Annotated in this window: 20 protein-coding genes; 6 read left to right on the forward strand and 14 right to left on the reverse strand. The window is 52.0% G+C overall.

Annotated elements, in window-relative coordinates; all coding sequences use genetic code 11:
* Positions 1 to 40 precede the first annotated feature (40 nt).
* The 10 genes from IPG22_19280 to IPG22_19325 all read right to left on the reverse strand — a co-directional run bounded on the left by IPG22_19280 (position 41) and on the right by IPG22_19325 (position 8,064).
* Positions 41 to 769 carry a DNA alkylation repair protein gene (locus IPG22_19280; protein MBK6590430.1) on the reverse strand — a complete coding sequence of 243 codons (729 nt, stop codon included), beginning with the start codon at positions 767 to 769 and terminating at the stop codon, positions 41 to 43.
* Between the two features lie 9 nt (positions 770 to 778).
* Positions 779 to 1,264, reverse strand: coding sequence for a GyrI-like domain-containing protein (locus IPG22_19285; GenBank protein MBK6590431.1), 486 nt, complete (start codon positions 1,262 to 1,264; stop codon positions 779 to 781).
* 3 nt (positions 1,265 to 1,267) lie between these two features.
* Positions 1,268 to 1,663, reverse strand: a complete 396-nt coding sequence (locus IPG22_19290; protein MBK6590432.1) for a DUF1801 domain-containing protein — start codon at positions 1,661 to 1,663, stop codon at positions 1,268 to 1,270.
* A gap of 159 nt (positions 1,664 to 1,822) precedes the next feature.
* The gene (locus IPG22_19295) at positions 1,823 to 2,284 is read right to left on the reverse strand and encodes a VOC family protein (GenBank protein ID MBK6590433.1); all 462 of its coding nucleotides are present in this window, start codon (positions 2,282 to 2,284) and stop codon (positions 1,823 to 1,825) included.
* On the reverse strand, positions 2,281 to 2,643 hold the full coding sequence (locus IPG22_19300) for a DUF1801 domain-containing protein (protein ID MBK6590434.1): 363 nt from the start codon (positions 2,641 to 2,643) through the stop codon (positions 2,281 to 2,283). Before IPG22_19300 ends, IPG22_19295 begins: the two co-directional genes overlap by 4 nt.
* Positions 2,644 to 2,817: 174 nt before the next feature.
* Positions 2,818 to 3,330, reverse strand: a complete 513-nt coding sequence (locus tag IPG22_19305) for an SRPBCC family protein (GenBank protein MBK6590435.1) — start codon at positions 3,328 to 3,330, stop codon at positions 2,818 to 2,820.
* Between the two features lie 187 nt (positions 3,331 to 3,517).
* Positions 3,518 to 3,922, reverse strand: coding sequence for a helix-turn-helix transcriptional regulator (locus tag IPG22_19310; protein MBK6590436.1), 405 nt, complete (start codon positions 3,920 to 3,922; stop codon positions 3,518 to 3,520).
* 133 nt (positions 3,923 to 4,055) lie between these two features.
* Positions 4,056 to 5,126 carry a hypothetical protein gene (locus IPG22_19315; protein ID MBK6590437.1) on the reverse strand — a complete coding sequence of 357 codons (1,071 nt, stop codon included), beginning with the start codon at positions 5,124 to 5,126 and terminating at the stop codon, positions 4,056 to 4,058.
* A 34-nt stretch (positions 5,127 to 5,160) separates the two neighbouring features.
* Complete coding sequence (locus IPG22_19320) at positions 5,161 to 6,228, reverse strand: hypothetical protein (protein ID MBK6590438.1); 1,068 nt, start codon at positions 6,226 to 6,228, stop codon at positions 5,161 to 5,163.
* A 471-nt stretch (positions 6,229 to 6,699) separates the two neighbouring features.
* On the reverse strand, positions 6,700 to 8,064 hold the full coding sequence (locus tag IPG22_19325; protein MBK6590439.1) for an acetyl ornithine aminotransferase family protein: 1,365 nt from the start codon (positions 8,062 to 8,064) through the stop codon (positions 6,700 to 6,702).
* A gap of 245 nt (positions 8,065 to 8,309) precedes the next feature.
* Between IPG22_19325 and IPG22_19330 the strand changes: the two genes are divergently transcribed.
* The gene (locus IPG22_19330; protein ID MBK6590440.1) at positions 8,310 to 10,325 is read left to right on the forward strand and encodes a thioredoxin domain-containing protein; all 2,016 of its coding nucleotides are present in this window, start codon (positions 8,310 to 8,312) and stop codon (positions 10,323 to 10,325) included.
* Between the two features lie 76 nt (positions 10,326 to 10,401).
* On the opposite strand, the gene IPG22_19335 is transcribed toward IPG22_19330, so the two are convergent.
* The gene (locus tag IPG22_19335) at positions 10,402 to 10,716 is read right to left on the reverse strand and encodes a hypothetical protein (GenBank protein MBK6590441.1); all 315 of its coding nucleotides are present in this window, start codon (positions 10,714 to 10,716) and stop codon (positions 10,402 to 10,404) included.
* Positions 10,717 to 10,996: 280 nt separating this feature from the next.
* Complete coding sequence (locus tag IPG22_19340) at positions 10,997 to 11,284, reverse strand: hypothetical protein (GenBank protein ID MBK6590442.1); 288 nt, start codon at positions 11,282 to 11,284, stop codon at positions 10,997 to 10,999.
* A gap of 337 nt (positions 11,285 to 11,621) precedes the next feature.
* On the opposite strand from IPG22_19340, the gene IPG22_19345 reads away from it, so the two are divergent.
* From IPG22_19345 to IPG22_19360, 4 genes are all read left to right on the forward strand, one after another.
* Positions 11,622 to 12,887, forward strand: a complete 1,266-nt coding sequence (locus IPG22_19345; GenBank protein MBK6590443.1) for a sensor domain-containing diguanylate cyclase — start codon at positions 11,622 to 11,624, stop codon at positions 12,885 to 12,887.
* Between the two features lie 51 nt (positions 12,888 to 12,938).
* Positions 12,939 to 14,342, forward strand: a complete 1,404-nt coding sequence (locus tag IPG22_19350; protein ID MBK6590444.1) for an MBL fold metallo-hydrolase — start codon at positions 12,939 to 12,941, stop codon at positions 14,340 to 14,342.
* Positions 14,342 to 15,157, forward strand: coding sequence for an AraC family transcriptional regulator (locus tag IPG22_19355; GenBank protein MBK6590445.1), 816 nt, complete (start codon positions 14,342 to 14,344; stop codon positions 15,155 to 15,157). Before IPG22_19350 ends, IPG22_19355 begins: the two co-directional genes overlap by 1 nt.
* Before the next feature lie 125 nt (positions 15,158 to 15,282).
* Positions 15,283 to 15,732 carry a hypothetical protein gene (locus tag IPG22_19360; GenBank protein MBK6590446.1) on the forward strand — a complete coding sequence of 150 codons (450 nt, stop codon included), beginning with the start codon at positions 15,283 to 15,285 and terminating at the stop codon, positions 15,730 to 15,732.
* A gap of 438 nt (positions 15,733 to 16,170) precedes the next feature.
* Here the strand turns inward: IPG22_19360 and IPG22_19365 are convergent, their stop codons facing one another.
* On the reverse strand, positions 16,171 to 17,733 hold the full coding sequence (locus IPG22_19365) for a peptidase S10 (GenBank protein MBK6590447.1): 1,563 nt from the start codon (positions 17,731 to 17,733) through the stop codon (positions 16,171 to 16,173).
* A 267-nt stretch (positions 17,734 to 18,000) separates the two neighbouring features.
* On the opposite strand from IPG22_19365, the gene IPG22_19370 reads away from it, so the two are divergent.
* Entirely contained in the window at positions 18,001 to 19,275 is a 1,275-nt protein-coding gene (locus IPG22_19370; protein MBK6590448.1) for a beta-lactamase family protein, read from the forward strand.
* 108 nt (positions 19,276 to 19,383) lie between these two features.
* Here the strand turns inward: IPG22_19370 and IPG22_19375 are convergent, their stop codons facing one another.
* Positions 19,384 to 20,412 carry a methyltransferase gene (locus IPG22_19375; GenBank protein MBK6590449.1) on the reverse strand — a complete coding sequence of 343 codons (1,029 nt, stop codon included), beginning with the start codon at positions 20,410 to 20,412 and terminating at the stop codon, positions 19,384 to 19,386.
* Positions 20,413 to 20,503: the final 91 nt, after the last annotated feature.

Here is a 20,503-nt window from a genome sequence, read left to right on the forward strand (position 1 = left end):
CCAGTTAGCAGTCAAGTGTTACACGAATGTAAACGAAGGCTCACGATAATGCCCGTTTCAGATAGTGGTTACGGCGATCTTGGTCCAGCTTCTCGATCGAATACCGCAGCAATACCCTCGGCATAGTTGCCGCAAACTTGTCTAAAAATGCGAGTAAACCTGACCGGTTAACTTCGCCCGCCGCCCGGAGCATCCAGCCGGTGCCTTTGTGGACAAGATCTTCCGGGTCATTTACCAGTATTTCCGCGATCGCGAAAGTGTCTTCGGTCTGCTTGAGCTTCAAGATGAAATGGGCTGTCGCGACAATTGCTGTTCGGCGTTCCCAGAGGTTTGCTGAGCCGGCGAGGTCGTAGAGAATATCCCGCGGTTTGTCGGCTAAGTAATTGCCGACGACGTAGTAGGCGGCGAGATCGACGAGATCCCAATTATTGATGCGGTCGTGGCGGCGGAGATAGAGTTCGTAGAGTTCCTTGAGCCGATCCTCAGTGCATTTTTTGCCCTTCGCCGACTGGCCCATGATGCTCATAGCTCCGACGCGCATCTCATGTATCGGGCTCTCAAGCAGCTTTTCGATCTCGCCAACCGGCATTTCACTGAACTCTTTCCCCAGCTCGAAGATACTGCCCATTCGGACGCCGATAAAATAGTCGTCCGAGGTTTGATCGCTGCTAACGAATTTGAAATAGCGCTCGTGCTTTTTCAGCTCTTCGTCGGAGCGGAGAGCAAGAAGTTTCTCTGAGAAAGCTCGAGCGGTAAGTTTTGTTGCCATGAATAGGATCTATTTTTTCCGCTCGATGGGAACCCAGATCTCTTCTTGAGCATTTGGATCATCGTGGCGATAATCTGGCCCCATTAGATCGAAATGCGGTCGTTGGCCGACCTCAAATTCAGATTCCGGTATCCATTTGCCATGAATGAAAGCTGCTGTTGCCGCAAACTGGCTCGGCAGTCCGTGGTGAATAAAAACTGCGTACAAACCCGCCGGAACGATCAAAATGGACATCTGATCCGGGGGTTTTTCCTGATCTGAAACTTCGACCGCCGCCCATTTTTCGAATTTCGTCATTGGGGTGAAGTTCTCAAAATTGCTGCCTTTGTCAAAGATCTGCACGGAGTAAAAATCCTGCGAGACGCGATTCGCGATCTCCTTTACCCGAGGTTTAAAGGCACTCCACAGTTCGAAAGTTCTGTTCTCGGCGTGCGAGGTGCGAATGTTCATCCCCACCAAGCACAGTTCATTGATCTCAACTATTTTTGGTTCCATATTTCAAGCAGCGGCGATCCATAGCCTCACAACGTCACGCAACTTTGTCTCATTCTCCAGAACTTCTGCCAAACTCGCAAATTGCATCGTTGCACGGTCATCAGTGATCCATTTTAGCAGGTCGGTCGGGTCGTCGATGAGGCGGCCGCGGCCGCTGCTGTCCTTGACCTTGGCTCCGCGGTGGAAGATCAGCAAGACGTGGCTGTCACGCACGTTGAAGGTGACGCGGTCGTCTCCGCCGTGGACGAAACTCGGACCTTTCCATTTGATCTGTTCCGTTATGGTGTCGTCGGAGCTGAGAATGATCTCGCGTATCTTGGCCATCGCGCTTTTTAGCGGATGATCGAGACTAGTGAAAAAATCAGCGACCTGCTCAGGGCCGGAACGTTTTGGCGGCATAATTTATCTCTATCGGCGAATGCTCGCTCCGCGGCACAAGCTCGCGCGTGAGCAAGGGCGATTCATACAACTCGAGCTTCAAAAATACTCACGTGCAGAGACGTAAAAATATCCATCTTGAGTGAGACGCCCTTGCTCACGCGCGGGCTTTTGCAACGGTTATCCAGTAGCGGCGGTTTCGAGATCGGCGATGATTATCTTCTTCATTTTGAACATCGCTTCCATCACACGGCCGGCTTTGGCACGGTCGGGGTCATTCAGGTTCTGCATCAGCATCGTTGGGGTGACCTGCCATGAAACTCCAAACTTGTCCTTTAACCAGCCGCACGCCTGCTCTTCGCCGCCTTCGCTAAGTTTGTCGTAATAGTGGTCGACCTCGTCCTGCGTGTCTGCGGCGATCATCAGTGAGATGCCCTGCGAGAACACGAAATTCGGATGCGGGCCGGCGTTGTAGCAATTGTATCGCTGGCCACTGATCTCGAACGAGCCGCCCGCGACCTTGCCATCAGGCGTCGGCATCGTCGAAATAATGCGGCTGTTTGGGAAAACCGAGGTGTAGAGATTCATCGCTTCCTCAGCCTGATCGTTGAACATCAGGAATGTGGTTATCTTTTGGCTCATTTCTTTTTCTTCTCCAAATTTTGTTCAACGCGAAACTTCACGATCCGCGTTACTAACTCGAGCGGCAAAGGCTCGCCGAAAGGGAATTGGACCGTTCCTTTTGAAGTTTTGTATCCGGCAAGCTCGTCCGCAAACGCCGCGATGCCGCCGGCTCCGGGATAGAAGCCGATGTGTTTCGTGAACGCCGCGAAATGGACGAGCATTCCGTCCAGCTTATATGACGGTATCGCGTAGCTGATCGTCTCCTCGGCATTCGGAGCGGCTGCACAGATCGTTTTTCGCATCTGTCCCAGCAGCTCGCGGATCTCGGGCTCGAACTGCTCGATATATTTGTCTACGTTTTCAGCGGCTTTCTGCATATGATCTCCAGCTTGGAGACGGTTCTATTGCCCGTGTCTTCTCCCAGTTTTTGCGATTTCGTTAGCCTTCTTTGCGTCTTTTGCGTTGAAATAGCTTTTTAACGCAAAAGACGCGAAGTACGCAAAAGCAAGACGAAAATGGAAACCGGCCCGTGACAATTGACGAGATGATCGTCATGCTGCCGCAGATCCATTTGCGGTCGCCGCGGATAGATCTCCAAGGATAGCATCGAGCTTATCGTAGCCGTCACTGACGCCGCGTTCCATGCCGGATTGGACCATTCCGTCGCGATCGGCAACCGAGAAAAAGACCGATTGGTGCACCACGCGGCTGCGGCCGTTCGGTAGCTCTTCGAAGGTTGTTTTGCCCAAGATCACGTGTCCGCGTTCCGGCAGCCCGTCAAATTCGAAAGTCCCAATGAATCGCTCCGGAGCGGCGACCTCGTGATAGCACCCGAAAAATGCGTATTTATGCTCATCACGTTCATGCGTGTACTTGTACGTACCACCCTCGCGGCAATCCCAATGCTCGATCGTCATCGTCATCCCGTGCGGCCCGACCCATTGAACGTACAATTCCGGATCAGTGTGTGCTTTGAAAACAAGCTCTCGCGGAGCGTCAAATTCGCGGGTGATAAATAGTTCCTGCCTGCCAGGCTCGGCTGTGACTGTGGTTTTGTTTGGCATTGCGTGTGTTCTCCTAAAGATATTGCTTCAAACTAGAGATCATTCTTTGACATGATCTCCGGTTTCGATCAATTGCCTCCACCTTTAGGTGGAGGTGGAATTCAAATTGTGTCTTGGCTTTAGCGAAACATTTGGCTAAAGCTATAGCCCTTCTGCCAGTTATCCTCCAGCTTAAGCTGGAGGCAATTCATCCCGAACTTAAATTATTGTCGATACCTCGCCGTACTTGATGCGGGCTTAGTCTATTCCTCAGTAAACGGCAGCATTGGAGCAGCAGCCGCTTGTTCTTTTTCAAGGTTTCCAGCAATTTGTCGAGACGCTGAAACTCCTGCTCTTTAGCCGCCGAGAATTGTTTGATCCATTTTTCAAGCTTTTTCATCGGTTCCGGGTTTATGTAATAGATCCGCTGCTGTGCCCGCTTCTCGACCCGCACCAGCTTAGCCTCCCGCAGCACCTTCAAATGCTGCGAAATCGCCGGCGGACTCGCCGCAAACCCGCGATAAATATCCGTCGCCGACATGTTCCCATTCGCGACAAGCCTCTCAAGGATGATTCGCCTCGTTGGTTCGGCAAGTGCGGTGAATGTGTCCATGTTTTTTATATTAAAGATATGACTTAATTAAGTCAAGACGCAAATAAGAAGATAGTCGATTGACGATCCGGAGTACAGCGTTGGAAATTCACTTCCGACCGAATCAGCGCGGAGATCAGCGAACGGTAAATGTTTATTTAGGTTTGGCGAATGCGTTGGCTTGTTTGCTTTTGACTTCGGCTATTCGTTTTTCGATTCGATCCTTTACCGACGGGTCGTATTCAAGACATTCCTTGAGATCGGCTAAGGCTTCCTGATATTTGCCGAGGGTTGTAAAGAGAGTTGATCGTTCGAATAATTGTGCGGCGATGCGACGCTTCATACCTTCGACAGCGAATGGAGCTACAGGAGGAGTTGTTTCTGGAAGGAATGGTTTTTTCGAAAATACAATCATTTTCGAAAGATCGGCGATCGCTTCCGCAAGACGTCCGGTTTTTCGATAGGCATCGTAGCGTGGCTTAAGAGAATTCTCGTCTTCGTAAAGTTCAACGCCCTTCGTCAGATCCTCGATCGCTAGATCCATGTTTCCCATTCGCTCGTGAGCCGCAGCTCGGGAGCGGTAGATACCTCGGAGATCCAGCATCGAATGGCCTTCCATACCAGTGCCTTTCTCCTTGATGATCTTAGGTTTAAGTTCATCGATGATGACCTGATACAGTTCTAGAGCCTTTTTGTCATCTCCTAACCTTGAGATCATGTTGGCTCGATTGTTTTGGTAAGAAGTTTCGGTTGGATCGAGTTCTGCCGCTCGAGACATGTCGGCAAAGGCTCCGAGTGTATCCCCGAGGCATGATCTCGCCATTCCCCGGCTCCCATAAACTGAAGCACTGCCTGAGGAAGTCGCAAGAAATGCGTCGATGAACCCTAGATTTCGCTCACAATCTTCGCGCGATCCTGTCTGCAGCACACGCACTGCCAAGAGAAGCGTTTTTTCACTACCCGGGTCGAGCTGGATAGCAAATTCTGCGTCTTTCCTGGCATTCGCCTGATCTTTCGCCATCCGGTAAATGTTTGCTCGAGCAATATAACGACTCGGATTTTTGGGCTCGATAGCAATTTCTTTTCCGATCTCCGCGATCGCCTCGCCGAGCTTGTTCTCCCTCATCAGCTCAAATGCCCTGAGAGCGATCTCGTCAGTCGCGGTCTGCGCAAATGTGTTTTGAGAGATCAGGAGTAGAAATAGAAGGAGCGTTGCGATTTTCATACTGTTGGCGTTCGAAAGATTCAGGATCTTTCAGCTATTTGTTCATCATTTCTTTCACGGCAGCGATTTTTGCCTCGATAATCGCGGATACGTTTGGTCTAAGTGAATTGACTGTTTTATAGTCAGCGATGGCCTCATTGAACTTACCCATCAAAACAAAAATATCTGCTCGAAGCCAGTAAATTTCAGGCAGGGTTCTCATCGGAAACATGTTTTCGCTCCTCGTCAGATCGATCGCACGTTCGATATCGGAAACCGCTTCGGCGTACATTTTACGCTCTCTGTATGCATATGCCCGAGTCAAAAGATAATTCAATGGGAAAATTTCTACAGCGCGGCCGAGATCAGCGAGTTCAGCCTCTTTATTACCGATCTTTTTATGAAAGGCTGCTCGCTCAGCGAAGGCTAACGCCAGAATGTTTTTGGGGAAAACCTGGTACGAATACCGTGACGGCGGAGTAGCGGGCATCTGAGCCTCGAGTTCATCGATAACCTTTTGGTAGAGCACTTCGGCGTTATCCGTGTTCTTAAATATTCTTAAGTAATTTAATTTATCGTACCAATAGGAACGGTTTTGGGGAGCCATCGTCGAAGCTAAAGATACATCATCAAATGCCCCTTGAGGATCACCGAGGCAGCTCTTTGCTTTGGCTCTCTCATTAAGTACCGCATCATTATTTGGATGTTTCGCGAGATAGTTGGAAGACATCGTGATGACATTCTTGCATCCATCTTTAAGTCTGCGAGAGGTGATTTGTGTAGCGACACGTATTAATACCGCCACATCTTCAGGATCGGCCAGGAGAGCACGGTCGAATTCCCGCCGGGCACTGTCTTCTAAACCGGCCGCGAGATAATATTTCGCTCGGGCGATGAGAATATCTGCCTTTGCGCCGCCAATTGCCTTTGTAAGGGCTTTATTCAGTTGCGCGGCATTCGCGGGTGGTTGTATGGGACGATAGTATGGCTTGCCTTGGCTGACCTGTGCGGCTCTGTAGAACGGTCGCTTGGCGACGGCTGGCTTTTGTTTTGCCTTCGATTGAGCCGCGAGCGGGATCGCCGTGAGCAAAAGTAAGATCAGGAGGTGGGGAAGTCTCGCCATAAGCCATGCTCAATTTGGAAAGATTATACACCGCTTTGATGTCGTGACATCCAAAAAAGTAGCCTCGCCGATGTGGAATGGCGGAAATGCGGAAAATTGCAGCGGGATCATTAAAAGCGTTAGAGGCAGCCAGCGTGCATGAGGTTTTGGGCGACTAGACATGTGCGATAAGTCGAAGTTTTTTTGGTAAAAATACGTTCGACCAATCAGCAAATTAACTCTACCAATCGGGCTGTTTGGGCCCGACAGAGGTGCCCGCATGTTCGACCAAACGGGCTGTTTTGCGCGGAGTTGCGAGTAAAAATGGGTGATTCACAAAAAGTGTGAAACGATTCACACTTTTTGAACCCCAAACCGGCCGACATAAGGAAAACACATTTTGGTTTCCCCCAAAATCGAGATCGTTGGTAAAGTCTGAGTTTCCAAAGAAAAAAGGCTGGCCTCGCGGCCAGCCTTTTCGATCCAGAAAGTTTAGAGCGATTCCGCGATAGCTTCCTCGAAAATCTCGATTGCGACATCGACGTTCTCCTTCGCCAGGATGAGCGGCGGTGACCAGCGGATCGAGTTGGCTCCGCAGCCGAGGATGATCAGGCCTTTGTTAAAGCAGGCCATTTCGATGCGGTCGCGGAGTTCCGGGTCGGGTTCGCCAACCGAGCCGTCAGTTGAAGGCTTCACGAATTCGACGCCGAGCATCATTCCGAGACCCCGCACATCGCCGATGACATCGTATTTTTCCTTGAGTTTATTGAGTCCGGATTCCAGATACGCCCCGACCTCGCGGCTGTTATCGACAAGGCCGCCCTGGAGAAGCTCGATGGTCTTAAGTGCCGCCGTAAGTGCAACCGGGTTGCCGCCGAAGGTCGAGGCATGAGCACCTTTGTGCCAATCCATGATGTCGGCACGGGCGGTACAGGCTCCGATCGGCATTCCTGAACCGAGGCCCTTTGCCATGCAGACGATGTCGGCCTTGACGCCTTCGTGATGATCAAGTGCGAACATTTTGCCCGTACGGCCCATTCCTGACTGGACTTCATCGACGATCAGCATGATCCCGTGCTGGTCGCAGAGACGGCGGATCTCTTTGACAACCTCGGTCGGAGCGGGAACGTAACCGCCTTCGCCCTGAACGACCTCAAGGATAATTCCCGCCACTTCTTCAGGCGGCGTGGTCGTGTTAAAGAGGGTCTTTTCGATCCAGTCGGTCGTGCCCATACAGCAGGCACCGTCATCGCATTTACCCTTATTAAATGGGCATCGGAAGCAGTTCGGGTAGGGAACATGAACTACGTCCAGCACCTGCCGGGCAAAGCCGAGACGCTGTGCCTTTTTCGAAGAGGTAAGAGCCAGAGCTCCGAGCGTTCTGCCGTGGAACGAGCCAAAGAACGAGATGAATTTCTGCCGCTTTGTGTGATACATCGCGAGCTTGAGAGCAGTCTCGATCGCTTCGGCACCGCTGTTTGCAAAGTGAGTTTTCGTCGGGCCATCGATCGGTACGATCTCGTTCAGCTTTTTGCCTAGCTGCGGCATGTGGCGGTAGTAAAAATCGGTACCGCAAAGGTGGATCAGCTCGCTCACCTGCTGCTGGATGGCCGCGACGACCTCCGGATGGCAGTGCCCGGTCGAACAGACGGCCACGCCGGCGTTGCAGTCGAGAAAGACATTGTCGTCGGGATCGGTGATCCAAACGCCTTTGGCGTGATCCGCTACTAATTTGTAATCCGGCCGAGGATAGCTGGGCGTCACATATTGGTGATCGGCGTTAATGATCTCCTGTGATTTTGGGCCGGGAAGCGCGGTTTTGATTGACGGACGCTGAAGTTCGGTCGATGGTGTCATGATATTTCTCCTGTTTGGTTAAACCCAGGATTATCTGGGTGTTGTGCTGAGTGTTTAGCCCTTCGCATACACGCGGGCTTTTACATGGCGGAGAAACGGAATTAGTCGCCGGCGAAGAGATTCGCACGCTGTTTCATTGGTCGAAGTTTAGATATGCAGCGAGGTGTCATAACTTGAAGTGCCACCAATATATCAGAATGTCGTTCGTGTTTCAAAAATTGGAGCCCGCGTGAAACAATATGTTCATGGAAACCGAGAAAAAGTTCACCAACAGCCTAATAAACGAGACCAGCCCGTACCTGCTGCAGCACGCTCACAACCCGGTTGATTGGTATCCGTGGGGCGAAACCGCGTTCCATCTGGCAAAGGCGGAGGATAAGCCTGTGCTCGTAAGCATTGGCTATTCGGCGTGCCATTGGTGTCACGTAATGGAGCACGAGTCGTTCGAGGACGAGAAAACGGCGGCGATCATGAACGATCATTTCGTCAACATCAAGGTTGATATGGAAGAGCGTCCGGACGTTGATCAAATCTATATGAACTTCGTTCAACTCACGACCGGACGCGGCGGGTGGCCGATGAATGTGTTTCTTACTCCTGATAAACGGCCCTTTTTTGGCGGAACATACTTTCCGCCGACACCTCGGTACGGCATGGCTTCGTGGCCGCAAATATTGGCCAGCATCGCAGAAGCTTACCGCGAACGCCGAGATGAACTCGAAAAGTCGGCAAGCGAGATCGTCAACGAACTCAAGCGGTTGAGTATGGTCGAACCGGCGACCGGCGGCCTGTCGCCTGAGATCCTGGACCAAGCTTTCTCAAGCTTTTCGAGGACTTTCGACACCGTCAACGGCGGATTCGGCGGTGCTCCAAAGTTTCCACCCGCCATGTCGCTCGAGTTTTTGCTCAGATACCACAAAAGAACCGGCGAAGATAAGGCACTGGCGATCGTTGAACACACGCTCAATAAAATGGCGAACGGCGGGATCTACGATCAATTAGGCGGGGGTTTTCATCGTTATACGGTCGATGCGATCTGGCTCGTACCGCATTTTGAAAAGATGCTGTACGACAATGCCCAACTAATTCGAGTTTATTTGCATGCTTTTCAGGTCACGGGTAATGACTTCTACAAACGGATCGCTATCGAAACACTAGAATACGGAAAACGCGAAATGCTTGATGCATCCGGCGGTTTCTACTCAACGCAGGATGCCGATAGCGAGGGCGAGGAAGGGAAGTTCTTTGTCTGGACGCCGGAGGAGATCGTTGAGGTTCTCGGTGAGAAGAAGGCCGCACAATTTTGTGATTATTATGACGTGACACCCGGTGGCAATTTTGAGGGGCACAGTATTTTAAACGTAAAGAACCCGGCCGCTCAAGATCCTTGCGTTTTTGCTGAGGCACGGGCCGATCTGTTCCACCACCGGGAAAAGCGGATCAAACCGCACCGTGATGAAAAAGTGCTGACAGCCTGGAACGGCTTGATGCTTTCGGCCTTTGCAGAAGCCGCAGCTGTGCTCGCTGATGATGAGTATTTGGAGATCGCAAAGCGTAATGCAGTATTTCTTACAACCGAGATGCAATCAGACGGCCGCCTTCTGCGAACATGGAAATGCGGAGCAGCGAAACTAAATGGCTACCTAGAAGACTATGCGAACGTAGCTGACGGTCTAATAGCTCTTTTTCAGGTTTGCGGTGAAGATATCTACTTGAAAGAGTCTAAAAGGCTCGCGGATATTATGATCACCGAGTTTTGGGACGATGAGAGCGGCGGTTTCTTCTTTACATCGAACGATCATGAGGAATTGATCGTCAGAAACAAGGATTTCTATGACAACGCAACGCCGTCAGGGAATTCGGTCGCGGCTGATATCCTATTAAGACTTGCAAAACTAACCGGGGACGAACGGTATGAAAGATTCGGCGTTGCTGTTCTGCGTGTAGCGGCATCACAACTGAAACGTCACCCTCAGGGATTTGGTCGAACTCTGTCCGCGTTGGAGTTTCATCTATCGGAAACTAGGGAGATCGTGGTTATCGGAGAACGCGAGGATCCGATTGTTCGCGAGATCCAGAAACGGTACCTACCTGACGCGGTAATTGTTCTGGCGGATGAAAATGGTGATACAACGGTCGCAAACCACTTGTTAGAGGGCAGATATAAGGTTGCCGGACAACCGACCGTTTATGTTTGTAAGGGTTTTGTATGCAAGCAGCCGGTTAACTCGATCGCAGATCTAGCGAAGTTGCTGGGCTGACGAAAAAAGATAGGTGAAAATGAAAAAGCCCGGGAGTCAAGAACTCTCGGGCTTTTTCAGTAAATAAAAAACTGAACTATGGTTTCTTAGCGGCGTTAGCGTTTGCATTTGCAGCAGGTGCGTTAGCAGCAGGTGCGTTTGCGGCCGGCTTCATTGCATTCGAAGCAGCATTAGCAGCATTCGAAGCAGCGTTTGCTGCGGTGTTAGCAGCGGTTGAAACTGCGTTAGCAGCGTTTGCCATTGCATTAGCGGCGTTTGCCATTGCGTTAGCGGCGGTGTTAGCAGCGTTAGCCGCCTTATTTGCTGCGGTATTGGTATTTGCAGCCTCACCGCAAGCCATTCCCAAAGCACCCATAACAAGAACTGCTGAAAGTGCGATTACTTTTTTCATAACTAAAAGATTCTCCTGTCTTCTTCAAAGATTAGATCTAATTTTATTTTATCGAAGACCGTGTACAACACAGTCCTTGTCCCAAGTCTTTCTTAATTTTTCAGGAACATTGCACAATATAGTTTCCCTTGGCGATTAAGTCAACCCCAAAACAACCAAATTATGCAATTTTTTGAACAAAAAACGTTAGATCTCGAACTCCAACATCATACCAAAACAAGAAAGCACCCCGCAAATGAGCAGAGTGCTTTCTCGATCAACAACAGTATTCGGTTAAAAACTATGGCTTCTTCGTTGCGTTAGCAGCCGGTGCGTTAGCAGCCGGAGCGTTGCCAGCAGGCTTCATTGCTGAGTTAGCAGCAGGAGCGTTAGCAGCCGGCTTATTTGCGTTCGTTGCATTAGCAGCAGGAACGTTAGCAGCCGGAGTAGCTACCGGTGCAGGCGTGCTTGCGGGGGTAGCAGCTGGCTTGTTTGCGTTGTTTGCCGGAGCGTTGGTTGCAGCTTCGCCGCAAGCCATACCAAGTGCGCTCAATCCAAGAACTGTTGAAAGTACAATTACCTTTGTCATTTTATTTAAGACTCCTATCTATACTCAAAGAATAAACTACCTGTTGCCAGGCACCGGCCGATCGTGACACAGCCGTTTTTGCTTTGAGCTCTTTCTTTCTCAAAGCAAACGATAATATAGAAATCGAAAGCAGTTTAGTCAACCTAAAAATGAGAAAAAATGCTCTTTTTTGTGATTATTTTTTACTTTTTTTTCAAGTATGCGCGAATTCGATCCAGAATGCCTATTTTTACTGGTCTAGAATAATTTCTTGACTTAAATAATCACGAAAAGTTATTCTCAATGTGTGGCGTTAGTACGCCGCTTCAAGCCCGTTCTCCCGCTCTTTCGTATAAAAATGTCGAGTCAAAATATTAGTTCAGTCGGGCTTCTCCACGCTCGTACAACGACGATGTATCCGGTGATAACGATCCTGGTTTCGTTGCTGACGATCGTTGCCGCCTATATCTTGTCTATTTCGGAGCTTGAAGCAGACCGAAAGATACAAGGATTTTGCGGGATCATCGCAGTCTATCTTTGTGTCTATGTAGTTCTTTATTTTCACCAAAAGAGACTCAAGCAGGGCACAAACGCCCGACGTCCTATGCTTGAGGCAGATGTTGAACGGAGCCTTGAGGAGCTTGACGAGGTCAGCAGTTACTTCACCGGTTCGCTTAGATCCGATGATGCTTTCAGACTCGTTGCAAGCCGCGTACGTGATCTGTTGCCATATCAAACGATCGTGTTGTTTTTACTAACTGAATCGCGTTCTCAACTCGTATCTGTACATGCTGAGGGGGTTCGGGCGGAAGTTCATAAAGGACAACTTCTGAATTTTGATGACGGCCTTGCGGGACAGGCGTACAAAACTCACCAAGTCGAGGTCGATGGTTATCTGATGCTGGATTCGAATCAGGAATACGGGAGTTCGGTTGCGATTCCGCTTATGAATGCTGGTAATGTTTTCGGGGTGATACAGCTCTTCTTCGGCGATGATTACGATCCGGCTGTTAACGAAACATCGGTCTTTGAGGCGGTTGGCACACGCGTAGCACCGCTGATGCTCGGGTCGATCTCGTATGAACGCTCGCAGGCGAACGCCCTGACGGACGTTACTACCGACCTCCCCAATGAGCGGGCATTCTATCTTGTTCTCGAAAATCAGGTCGCGGAATCGCAGCGAAGGCGTGACGATCGGCCGCTGACGGTTCTTGCTATCGACATTGAGAATTTTGACGAGGTGAATCGTACCTTCGGCCACGTTGCGGGAGACACGGTGCTTAACTTCGTTGCCAGAGTTATCAAAGATAACGTCAGGCAAATGGATTTTGTGGCGCGTGCTTTGAATGATGAATTTCTTGTTATCCTGCCGACTGCGGATAAGGGGATATCGCAAGAGGTCATGCAGCGAATACAAGCTGGCTTTTCCGGGCGTAAGCTCGCGATCAACGAGGCGCAGGCAGTCGAGATCGAACTAAATATCGGCTGGGCAGTATTCGGCATTGACGGTGAAACGCCCGGCCAACTGCTGAGCCTCGCTCAGTTAAGGAAAGAGCAGATGAAATTTACCGGGCCGAGCAACCTCCTCTTTTTCCCGAACGAACCGCGAGAATCGGCTCACTAAGGAACGGTGAAATTGCTTTGCATTTAGGTCTTTGCCTTGTATATTTGGTCAATGGCAAAGATCTCTTTTTATGGCGGCGTCGGTACCGTAACCGGTTCAAAATATCTCCTCGAACACAACAACCAAAAAATCCTGATCGACTGTGGCCTATTTCAGGGCCACAAAGAGCTGCGCGAGCGAAACTGGCAAGATCCGCCTTTTGATGCGCGCGAGATCGATGCGGTCATCATTACTCACGCGCATATCGATCACACGGGCTGGCTGCCAAGGCTGGTGAAACTTGGCTTTAGGGGCGAGGTGACAACGTCTCGGGCGACCGGCGATCTGCTGAAAATACTGCTCCCGGATTCCGCACGCTTACAGGAAGAGGAAGCTGATTACCGCAATCGCCACGCCCTGACCAGCCACACGCCGGCACTACCTTTGTATGATGAGGACGATGCGAGGGCGACGCTCCAAAAGATCAGACCCGTGCCGAATGACGGCCAGCCGTACGAGATCTGTCCCGGGATCAAAGCAAGTTTTATGGTGGCGGGCCACATTATGGGAGCTAGCCTCGTTCTCGTTGAACTTGAGAACGCCCGGCCTGACGGCAGCTCGATCAGATTTCTTTTCTCCGGCGATCTGGGGCACTATGACCAGCCGATAGTGAAGGATCCTGCTCCGCCGCCTGATTGTGACTATTTAATGTGCGAATCAACCTATGGCGATCGTTTGCATGGCGAGATAGATTCGGAAACACAGATGGCCAGAATCATCAACGAGGCAGCCAGACGCGGCGGGGCGATCCTGATACCGGCCTTCGCTGTTGGGCGGACGCAGGAAGTCCTCTACATGATCCGGGAATTGGAAGAGCAGAAACGGATCCCGGTCCTGCCAGTCATCGTCGATTCGCCGATGGCGGCCCAGGCAACGCAGGTATACAACCGCTGGCACGAGGAACACGACCGCGAATATGCCTCGATTCTTGCCCATAAACGCCATCCGCTTCGAACCGGCTCGATGAGTACGGCGTCGAGCCGCGACGAATCGAAAAAGCTTAACCAATTGCAGGGAGCCAGGATCATCATCTCGGCCTCAGGTATGCTGACCGGCGGCCGAGTGCTGCATCATGCCATGCGAGTGCTGCAAGACGAAAACGCCACGATTGTCTTTGTCGGGTATCAGGCATCTGGAACGACCGGTCGACGAGTTCAGGAAGGTGAACGCGAAGTTAAAATCATGAAACACTGGATACCGGTGCGATGCCATGTTGAAAAGGTCGAAGGTTTTTCGGCGCATGCTGATTGGAAAGCCGTGCTGCAATGGCTCAGCGGCCTTCGCAGCGAACCGAAAATGGTATTCACGACCCATGGGGAACCCGAGGCAGCCGAGGCAATGGCAGGCCATATTCGCGAGCGTTTTGCCTGGAATGTAATCGTGCCTCAGTACGGCGACGTTGTCGAACTGGTCTGATGAAATACGTCGAAACACCGCCGTCACTGCGTTTGGCCGACCTGGTCAAGTGCTTCTGGTCGCTCGAATATTCTCCTTCGGGAGCAGGGGAACCGGAGCCGGTCGTGCCGGATGGCTGTATTGAGATCATCTTTAATCTGGCAGACAGGTTTAGGCGTTACCATGCAAGCGGACTGGTGGAAACGCAGGCGGCGAGCCTGATTGCCGGGCAGATGCACCGGAGCATTTTGATCGGCCCAACGGGAAACGTCCATTTGTTTGGTATCCGTTTTAAACCGGCGGGTGCGTTTCCGTTCTTTAGATTTGGGATGAGCGATCTGGTGGATCGGGTCGAGTCGTTAAGAGCGGTTTGGGGCGGCGATATTTCCCGGATCGAGGATCAGTTGGCAAGTGCGAATAGTTTTCAGGAACGCGTCGTGATCGCCGAATCGCTTCTGGTTGAACGGCTTAGCGATAAACAGACTTTCGATCCTTGGCTCAGCAATGCCGTTGAGTTGATCTCAAATTGCTGCGGCAAATCACCGATCTCGAAAATCGCCCGGGATGTCGGTATCAGCGAACGCGGGCTGGAGCGGCGATTCCGCCAGTCGGTCGGGCTGACGCCGAAGATGTTCTCGCGGATCGTGCGTTTCCAACGTGTGCTGAAAGCGATCGAGCATTCGAAAAACCCTGCAATTATCGACACCGCGTTAGAATTTGGATACTACGACCAATCGCATCTTATCCACGATTTTCGCCAGTTTTCCGATACGACGCCCGCGGCATTTCTCGAGCGGGCTCGAGGAATAACGGACGTATTCGTGAGCGGGGATTAGGTTGTCGGATTTTTCCAATACGTTTGGTTCTGCTTTGGATACCGTGAATAGTTGAGGAACTAACCACGACGGTATTTTAAGGAAAAAGGGAACTTATGAGAAAGAGCACAGCTATTCTACTGGCAATTTTTGCGTTCGGAACTTTTGTTCATTCACAGGAGAAGCCGACGATAAGGGCTCTCGCGTTCATTTCGGGCTGTTGGGAGATCAACGATCCGGCACGTAAACGGCTAGTCACAGAACAGTGGATGTCGCCGGTCGGCAACGCAATGATGGGGATGTCGCGAACCGTTCGGAACGATAGAATGGGGGCTTTCGAGTACCTCAGGATCGTTGAGGACGAGAGCGGGATCAACTACATTTCGAAGCCCTCGCAAAATAAAGAAGAGACCGCTTTCAAGCTTGTCAAGTGGGCGGCGAACGAGGCGACTTTTGAGAATCCCGCCCACGATTTTCCCCAGCGGATCATTTACAAGCTCGCAGGCCCCGATAGACTGGCTGCGAGGATCGAGGGAACGATGAACGGCAAGGCCGGAGCGGTGGATTTTCCCATGACGCGTGCGAAGTGCGGTTAGGTCGAAGGGATCTGGCGTTTGTCGGCTATGTTTCCAAGAGATTGGTAGAGTTATTTTGCAGATAGGTCAAAGGTGTATTCGACCGAGTTTCGCCGGTTTTTTTGGCTGGATCGAGCGAGTTCCGGCTCTGACTGTGGCAACGTCTGTGACATCCGGGGCTTTTATGGCATTCGATCTGCTAATTGCGACGGCGCCAGAATACGCTTTTTGCCGATTCCTTGACTTCATTTTCGATGACAGCTGTCGAACAGCGTCATCAACTTCCGCGACCCATGACAGGGGCGGGAGGTTTGCAAGTGACCGCATTTGCAAAAGCCCGAACGTTAGCAAGGATCTCCGTGGTACAAGCCCGCGCATAAGCCAGGGCGATTCACTCAACGTTGAGTGAATCGCCCTTGCCTACGCGGGGGCTTTCGCATCGTTGGGTCCCACGTTTTACTATTTCTTCGTCGAACTCACAATAAACGCTGCCGCGTCGTCTTTTAGTTTCTTGAGCGACTTTTTCTCGATGTACATCATGTGGCCCGATTCGTAGTAGGACCAGGAAATGTTCTTCTTGAGCGAAGGGTCGAGGTTAAGGGCTGAGATGGTGTATTCGGCGGCGTAGAACGGCGTTGCCATATCGTAGTAGCCGGCACCGACGAAGATCTTCATGTACGGATTCTTGGCCATCGCGTCCTTCATCGGCATGCTAGTGTCGGCGTACTGATTGGTGACGTTGTAGTTCCACGGAGCAGTAATGCCGCCGCCGAGGATGTAGTATTCGGTGTCGGTCTTATAGCCCAATTCACTGCGGACGTACTGGTTAAACGCGGCCGTGTACGGCGGGCGAATGGCGTTCATGCTCGGGTCCGAATCGGGGCCTTCGCCGGCAGCGTCGCGGTCGATGCCCTTGAAACGGCTGTCGAGTCGGCCGGTCGTGCGGCGTTCGCTGCGGAGAAGCTCCTTGTTGAATTCGCCCAACTCGACGCGGAAGTTGTTCTGTACGACAAATTCTTTACTCAGACCCGTTAGCGAACTGAATTTTGTCGCCAGTGCGTCGCGTTCCTTATCGGTGAGCGAATCGATACGTAGCAACGCGGGCATGAATTCGTTAGCCGCGAATTGCCTCGCTTCCTGGGCGACCTGCTCGACGGACTTGCTCTGCATCGAGGACGGGAGTTTTTTGTGATACCAGGCGGTCGTCGCGTAGCTCGGCAGGATCAGGACGAGCGGCAGGTCGTTGTTATCGGCAAAGCGGATCGTCTGAAAATTCAGCACGGTCGAGACGAGCAAGATTCCGTTGAGGGCAATTCCTTTATCAAACAGGTAATTCGAAAGGCCCGCCGCACGGGTCGTGCCGTAGCTTTCGCCGACGACGTAGAGCGGCGACATCCAGCGTTCGTTGCGGCCGAGATACATTCTGATAAATTCACCGACCGAATCAATATCGCCATTCACGCCGAAATACTTTGCCGCCAGATCAGGCCGTGCCGCCCGGGAATAACCCGTGCCGACCGGGTCGATAAAAACCAGATCGGTTTCGGTCAGCCATGTTTGCTGATTATCTTCCATCTCGTATGGAGCGGGCGGCAGCATTCCGTCGTCCATCATTTTGATCCGTCGTGGTCCGAGTGCCCCCAGATGCAGCCACACCGAAGCCGAGCCCGGGCCGCCGTTGAATGAGAACATCAGTGGCCGTCCGGCCGGAGCGTTGTCGAGCGTGTACGCCATATAAAAAATGCGTGCTTCGATCTCGGCGGTTTGCGCGTTCTTGAGCGGCATATAGCCGGTCGTGACGGTGTAGTCGAGCTTTCGTGTGCCGACTGTGATGGAATGTTTGGTTACCACCGGCGGCTCGTCGCGTATTGGAGCCGGCGTTGCCTGAGTCTGAGTTGTCGGTGTGGCTTGGGTCTGCTGAGTTTGCTGATTACCGGCACCGCCGCCCTGGCGATTTGGCGGCTGAGCGAATACAAGAGCGGACGAAACGATAAACAAACACAAAAGTAACGATGCTTTCATAGTTTTTTGGCGAATTGTATTGAAATTGGAATTGCGAGAAAAGGGTAACACAAAGATGTAAATACTACCCAACGGCGTTCAGGTTCATCACAAAAAGCTTTGTTAGCGGTCTTTGCGTCTTCCTTTGCGGCTTCGCGGGAAACACCATGCCAGATCCCGCAAAGCCGCAAAGCGAAGACGCAAAGCGGCAAAGTGGGAATTGAATGGGCGGCATTGAAACGTTATCGCGACGGGGTTATCATTTCTACACTTTCAATCAACAAAATTATGAGATCACACGTGAGAAAAAGAACCTCGTTCGCAGCTCTTCTGCTGCTTAGTTTTGCGTTTTCGCTTGTCGCCCAGGAATTGCCGAGAGCAAAGCCTGAGGATGTCGGGATTTCGTCCGAGCGGTTGACGCGGTTGACGCAGACGCTTGATCAATATGTGAAGGATGAGCGGCTGGCGGGCGGTGTGGCGATGGTTTTGCGGCGCGGGAAGGTGGCGTATGCTCACACTTTCGGCCAGCGAGATCGCGAGGCTAAAGCGGCGATGAAGGAAGACACGATCTTTCGCATTGCATCGCAGAGCAAGGCCCTGACGAGCGTCGGGATCATGATCCTGCAGGAAGAAGGGAAGCTGCTGATCAACGATAACCTCGGCAAATACATGCCGGAATTTGCGAACACGACAGTTGCGGTACCCAAAGAAGGCGGCGGATATGACATCGTCAAAGCCAAGCGGGCGATCACGATCCGCGATCTGCTGACGCATACGTCGGGCGTGAGCTACGGCGGCGGCCCGGCGAAGGATAAATGGGAAGCGGCGAAGATCACGGGCTGGTATTTCGCCGACCGCGATGAGCCGGTCGGTGCGACGGTTTCGCGAATGGCGGCTCTGCCGATGGACGCGCAGCCGGGCGAGAAATTTGTGTACGGCTATTCTACCGACATTCTCGGAGCTCTCATCGAAAAGGTCAGCGGCCAGCCGCTCGATCAGTTCCTGAAGAGCCGCATCATCGATCCGCTCAATATGAAGGACACTTCCTTTTACCTGCCGCCGGCAAAAGCTGACCGTCTGTCGGTCGTCTATTCGCTGGGGAACGGAACCCTCCAGCGTGCTCCGGATCCTGGGGCCGGGGTCGGGCAAGGTGCTTATCTGAACGGCCCGCGAAAGAGTTTTTCGGGTGGTGCGGGCTTGCTCTCGACGGCGAACGATTACGCCCGCTTCCTGCAAATGCTCGCCAATGGCGGAACCCTCGACGGCAAACGCATCCTCAGCCGCAAATCGGTCGATCTGATGACGGTCGATCATCTCCGCGGCATTCCGTATAATCCGGGACAGGGATTCGGGCTCGGCTTCTCGATAGTAAAAGACGTCGGAGCCTACGGCCAGCCCTCATCCGAAGGCGAATTCGGCTGGGGCGGAGCGTATCATTCGAACTATTGGGTCGATCCGAAGGAGAAAATGGTCGTGGTCTATTTCACGCAGCTAATTCCGGCGCCGGGAATCGACGATCACGCGAAACTGCGGGCGTTGATATATCAGGCGATCGTGGATTGAACGCTCAAATGATTGCGGAAGCCCGCACGAAGTAAGGGCTCCTTTGGCTGCTGATCAACTCGGTACTCCAAAGAGCCCTTACTACGTGCGGGCTTCTGCATATTCTCGCTACGCTTTCACCGCTTCCACAATACTCACCGGCGAAGGCGTCGGGATGATCTGCGTTAGCTTGAAACCGGAATTTGTAAGCAGTGTTTCGAATTCTCCCGCCGTTCGCTCAATTCCGCCGGGTGAGATGAGCATTTCGAGGTCGAGGAACTTCGACGGGTGCGGTACGTTGCCCTCGGGGACAACGGCGTCGATGATGAGGACCTTGGCGTGGTCAGGCATCGAGGTGCGGATGTTGCCGAGGATGGTTTGATTGGTGTCGTCGTACCAGTCGTGGATGATGTGTTTGAGCATGTAGATGTCGGCGACGACGGGAATTTCCGAGCGGAAATCGCCTGGGACGAACGAAACGCGGTCGCTGACGCCGTGCGACTCCATCATTTTCGGTGCCCCTTCCAAAACATGCGGCAATTCGAACAAAACGCCGTTCATCGCCGGATTTGCCTTCACAACAGCTGCCAAAAGGTGCCCGTAACCGCCGGCGATGTCCGCAACCGTCCCGGCACCCGAAAAGTCATACGCACCCAAAACCGCCGGTATCGTTACGTGCGAAAAGCCGGTCATCGCCCGGTTGAACGTATCGCCGAGCTCGGTATTTGTGTTGAACAGATACGAAAACACGGGCTCGCCGTGAATGGTTTCCCACGATGTTTTGCCGGTTTGGACGCTGTCGATCATCTTGGCGTAAACCTTCCAATGCTCTTCCTCGCCCATCCACAGTATCAGGTCACGCATGCTGGTCGGGATATCGGAACGCGTCAGCTCCGAGATCGGCGTATTCACAAAATGCTTGTTCTCCGTCTCCGAAAAAACGCCAACGCTCGCGAGCGTTCTCAAAACCCGATACAGCGACGGAGCGTGCGTGCCTGACTTCTCAGCCAAATATTCAACGCTCTGCGGCCCGTCCGCCAGAAGGTCGGCGATTCCGAGCTTGGTCGTCACAAAATTAGCCTGCGTAACAAATACGCCCATCGTGATCTGCATCAAAATTGCCTCGGGCGGCATTTGTTGTTCTGCTGGTGCGGTCATTTATTGGAAACTCCTTTTTGGTTTTTGCAATTATCGCAAAAGGCGCGGAAATGCAGAAGCCCGTGGTGGTGCTTCTGCCTCTGACTCTAAT

The sequence above is a fragment of the Acidobacteriota bacterium genome, from assembly GCA_016703965.1.
Classification (GTDB): Bacteria; Acidobacteriota; Blastocatellia; order Pyrinomonadales; family Pyrinomonadaceae; genus OLB17.

What these genes read in the sequence shown, in the direction of transcription:
- IPG22_19320 (MBK6590438.1), bottom strand. Translation starts at nt 6,228, where the DNA reads ATGGCGAGACTTCCCCACCTCCTGATCTTACTTTTGCTCACGGCGATC.
- IPG22_19340 (MBK6590442.1), bottom strand. Translation starts at nt 11,284, where the DNA reads ATGACAAAGGTAATTGTACTTTCAACAGTTCTTGGATTGAGCGCACTT.
- IPG22_19280 (MBK6590430.1), bottom strand. Translation starts at nt 769, where the DNA reads ATGGCAACAAAACTTACCGCTCGAGCTTTCTCAGAGAAACTTCTTGCT.
- IPG22_19325 (MBK6590439.1), bottom strand. Translation starts at nt 8,064, where the DNA reads ATGACACCATCGACCGAACTTCAGCGTCCGTCAATCAAAACCGCGCTT.
- IPG22_19335 (MBK6590441.1), bottom strand. Translation starts at nt 10,716, where the DNA reads ATGAAAAAAGTAATCGCACTTTCAGCAGTTCTTGTTATGGGTGCTTTG.
- IPG22_19300 (MBK6590434.1), bottom strand. Translation starts at nt 2,643, where the DNA reads ATGCAGAAAGCCGCTGAAAACGTAGACAAATATATCGAGCAGTTCGAG.
- IPG22_19345 (MBK6590443.1), top strand. Translation starts at nt 11,622, where the DNA reads ATGTCGAGTCAAAATATTAGTTCAGTCGGGCTTCTCCACGCTCGTACA.
- IPG22_19295 (MBK6590433.1), bottom strand. Translation starts at nt 2,284, where the DNA reads ATGAGCCAAAAGATAACCACATTCCTGATGTTCAACGATCAGGCTGAG.
- IPG22_19370 (MBK6590448.1), top strand. Translation starts at nt 18,001, where the DNA reads ATGAGATCACACGTGAGAAAAAGAACCTCGTTCGCAGCTCTTCTGCTG.
- IPG22_19350 (MBK6590444.1), top strand. Translation starts at nt 12,939, where the DNA reads ATGGCAAAGATCTCTTTTTATGGCGGCGTCGGTACCGTAACCGGTTCA.
- IPG22_19305 (MBK6590435.1), bottom strand. Translation starts at nt 3,330, where the DNA reads ATGCCAAACAAAACCACAGTCACAGCCGAGCCTGGCAGGCAGGAACTA.
- IPG22_19375 (MBK6590449.1), bottom strand. Translation starts at nt 20,412, where the DNA reads ATGACCGCACCAGCAGAACAACAAATGCCGCCCGAGGCAATTTTGATG.
- IPG22_19290 (MBK6590432.1), bottom strand. Translation starts at nt 1,663, where the DNA reads ATGCCGCCAAAACGTTCCGGCCCTGAGCAGGTCGCTGATTTTTTCACT.
- IPG22_19285 (MBK6590431.1), bottom strand. Translation starts at nt 1,264, where the DNA reads ATGGAACCAAAAATAGTTGAGATCAATGAACTGTGCTTGGTGGGGATG.
- IPG22_19330 (MBK6590440.1), top strand. Translation starts at nt 8,310, where the DNA reads ATGGAAACCGAGAAAAAGTTCACCAACAGCCTAATAAACGAGACCAGC.
- IPG22_19365 (MBK6590447.1), bottom strand. Translation starts at nt 17,733, where the DNA reads ATGAAAGCATCGTTACTTTTGTGTTTGTTTATCGTTTCGTCCGCTCTT.
- IPG22_19315 (MBK6590437.1), bottom strand. Translation starts at nt 5,126, where the DNA reads ATGAAAATCGCAACGCTCCTTCTATTTCTACTCCTGATCTCTCAAAAC.
- IPG22_19355 (MBK6590445.1), top strand. Translation starts at nt 14,342, where the DNA reads ATGAAATACGTCGAAACACCGCCGTCACTGCGTTTGGCCGACCTGGTC.
- IPG22_19310 (MBK6590436.1), bottom strand. Translation starts at nt 3,922, where the DNA reads ATGGACACATTCACCGCACTTGCCGAACCAACGAGGCGAATCATCCTT.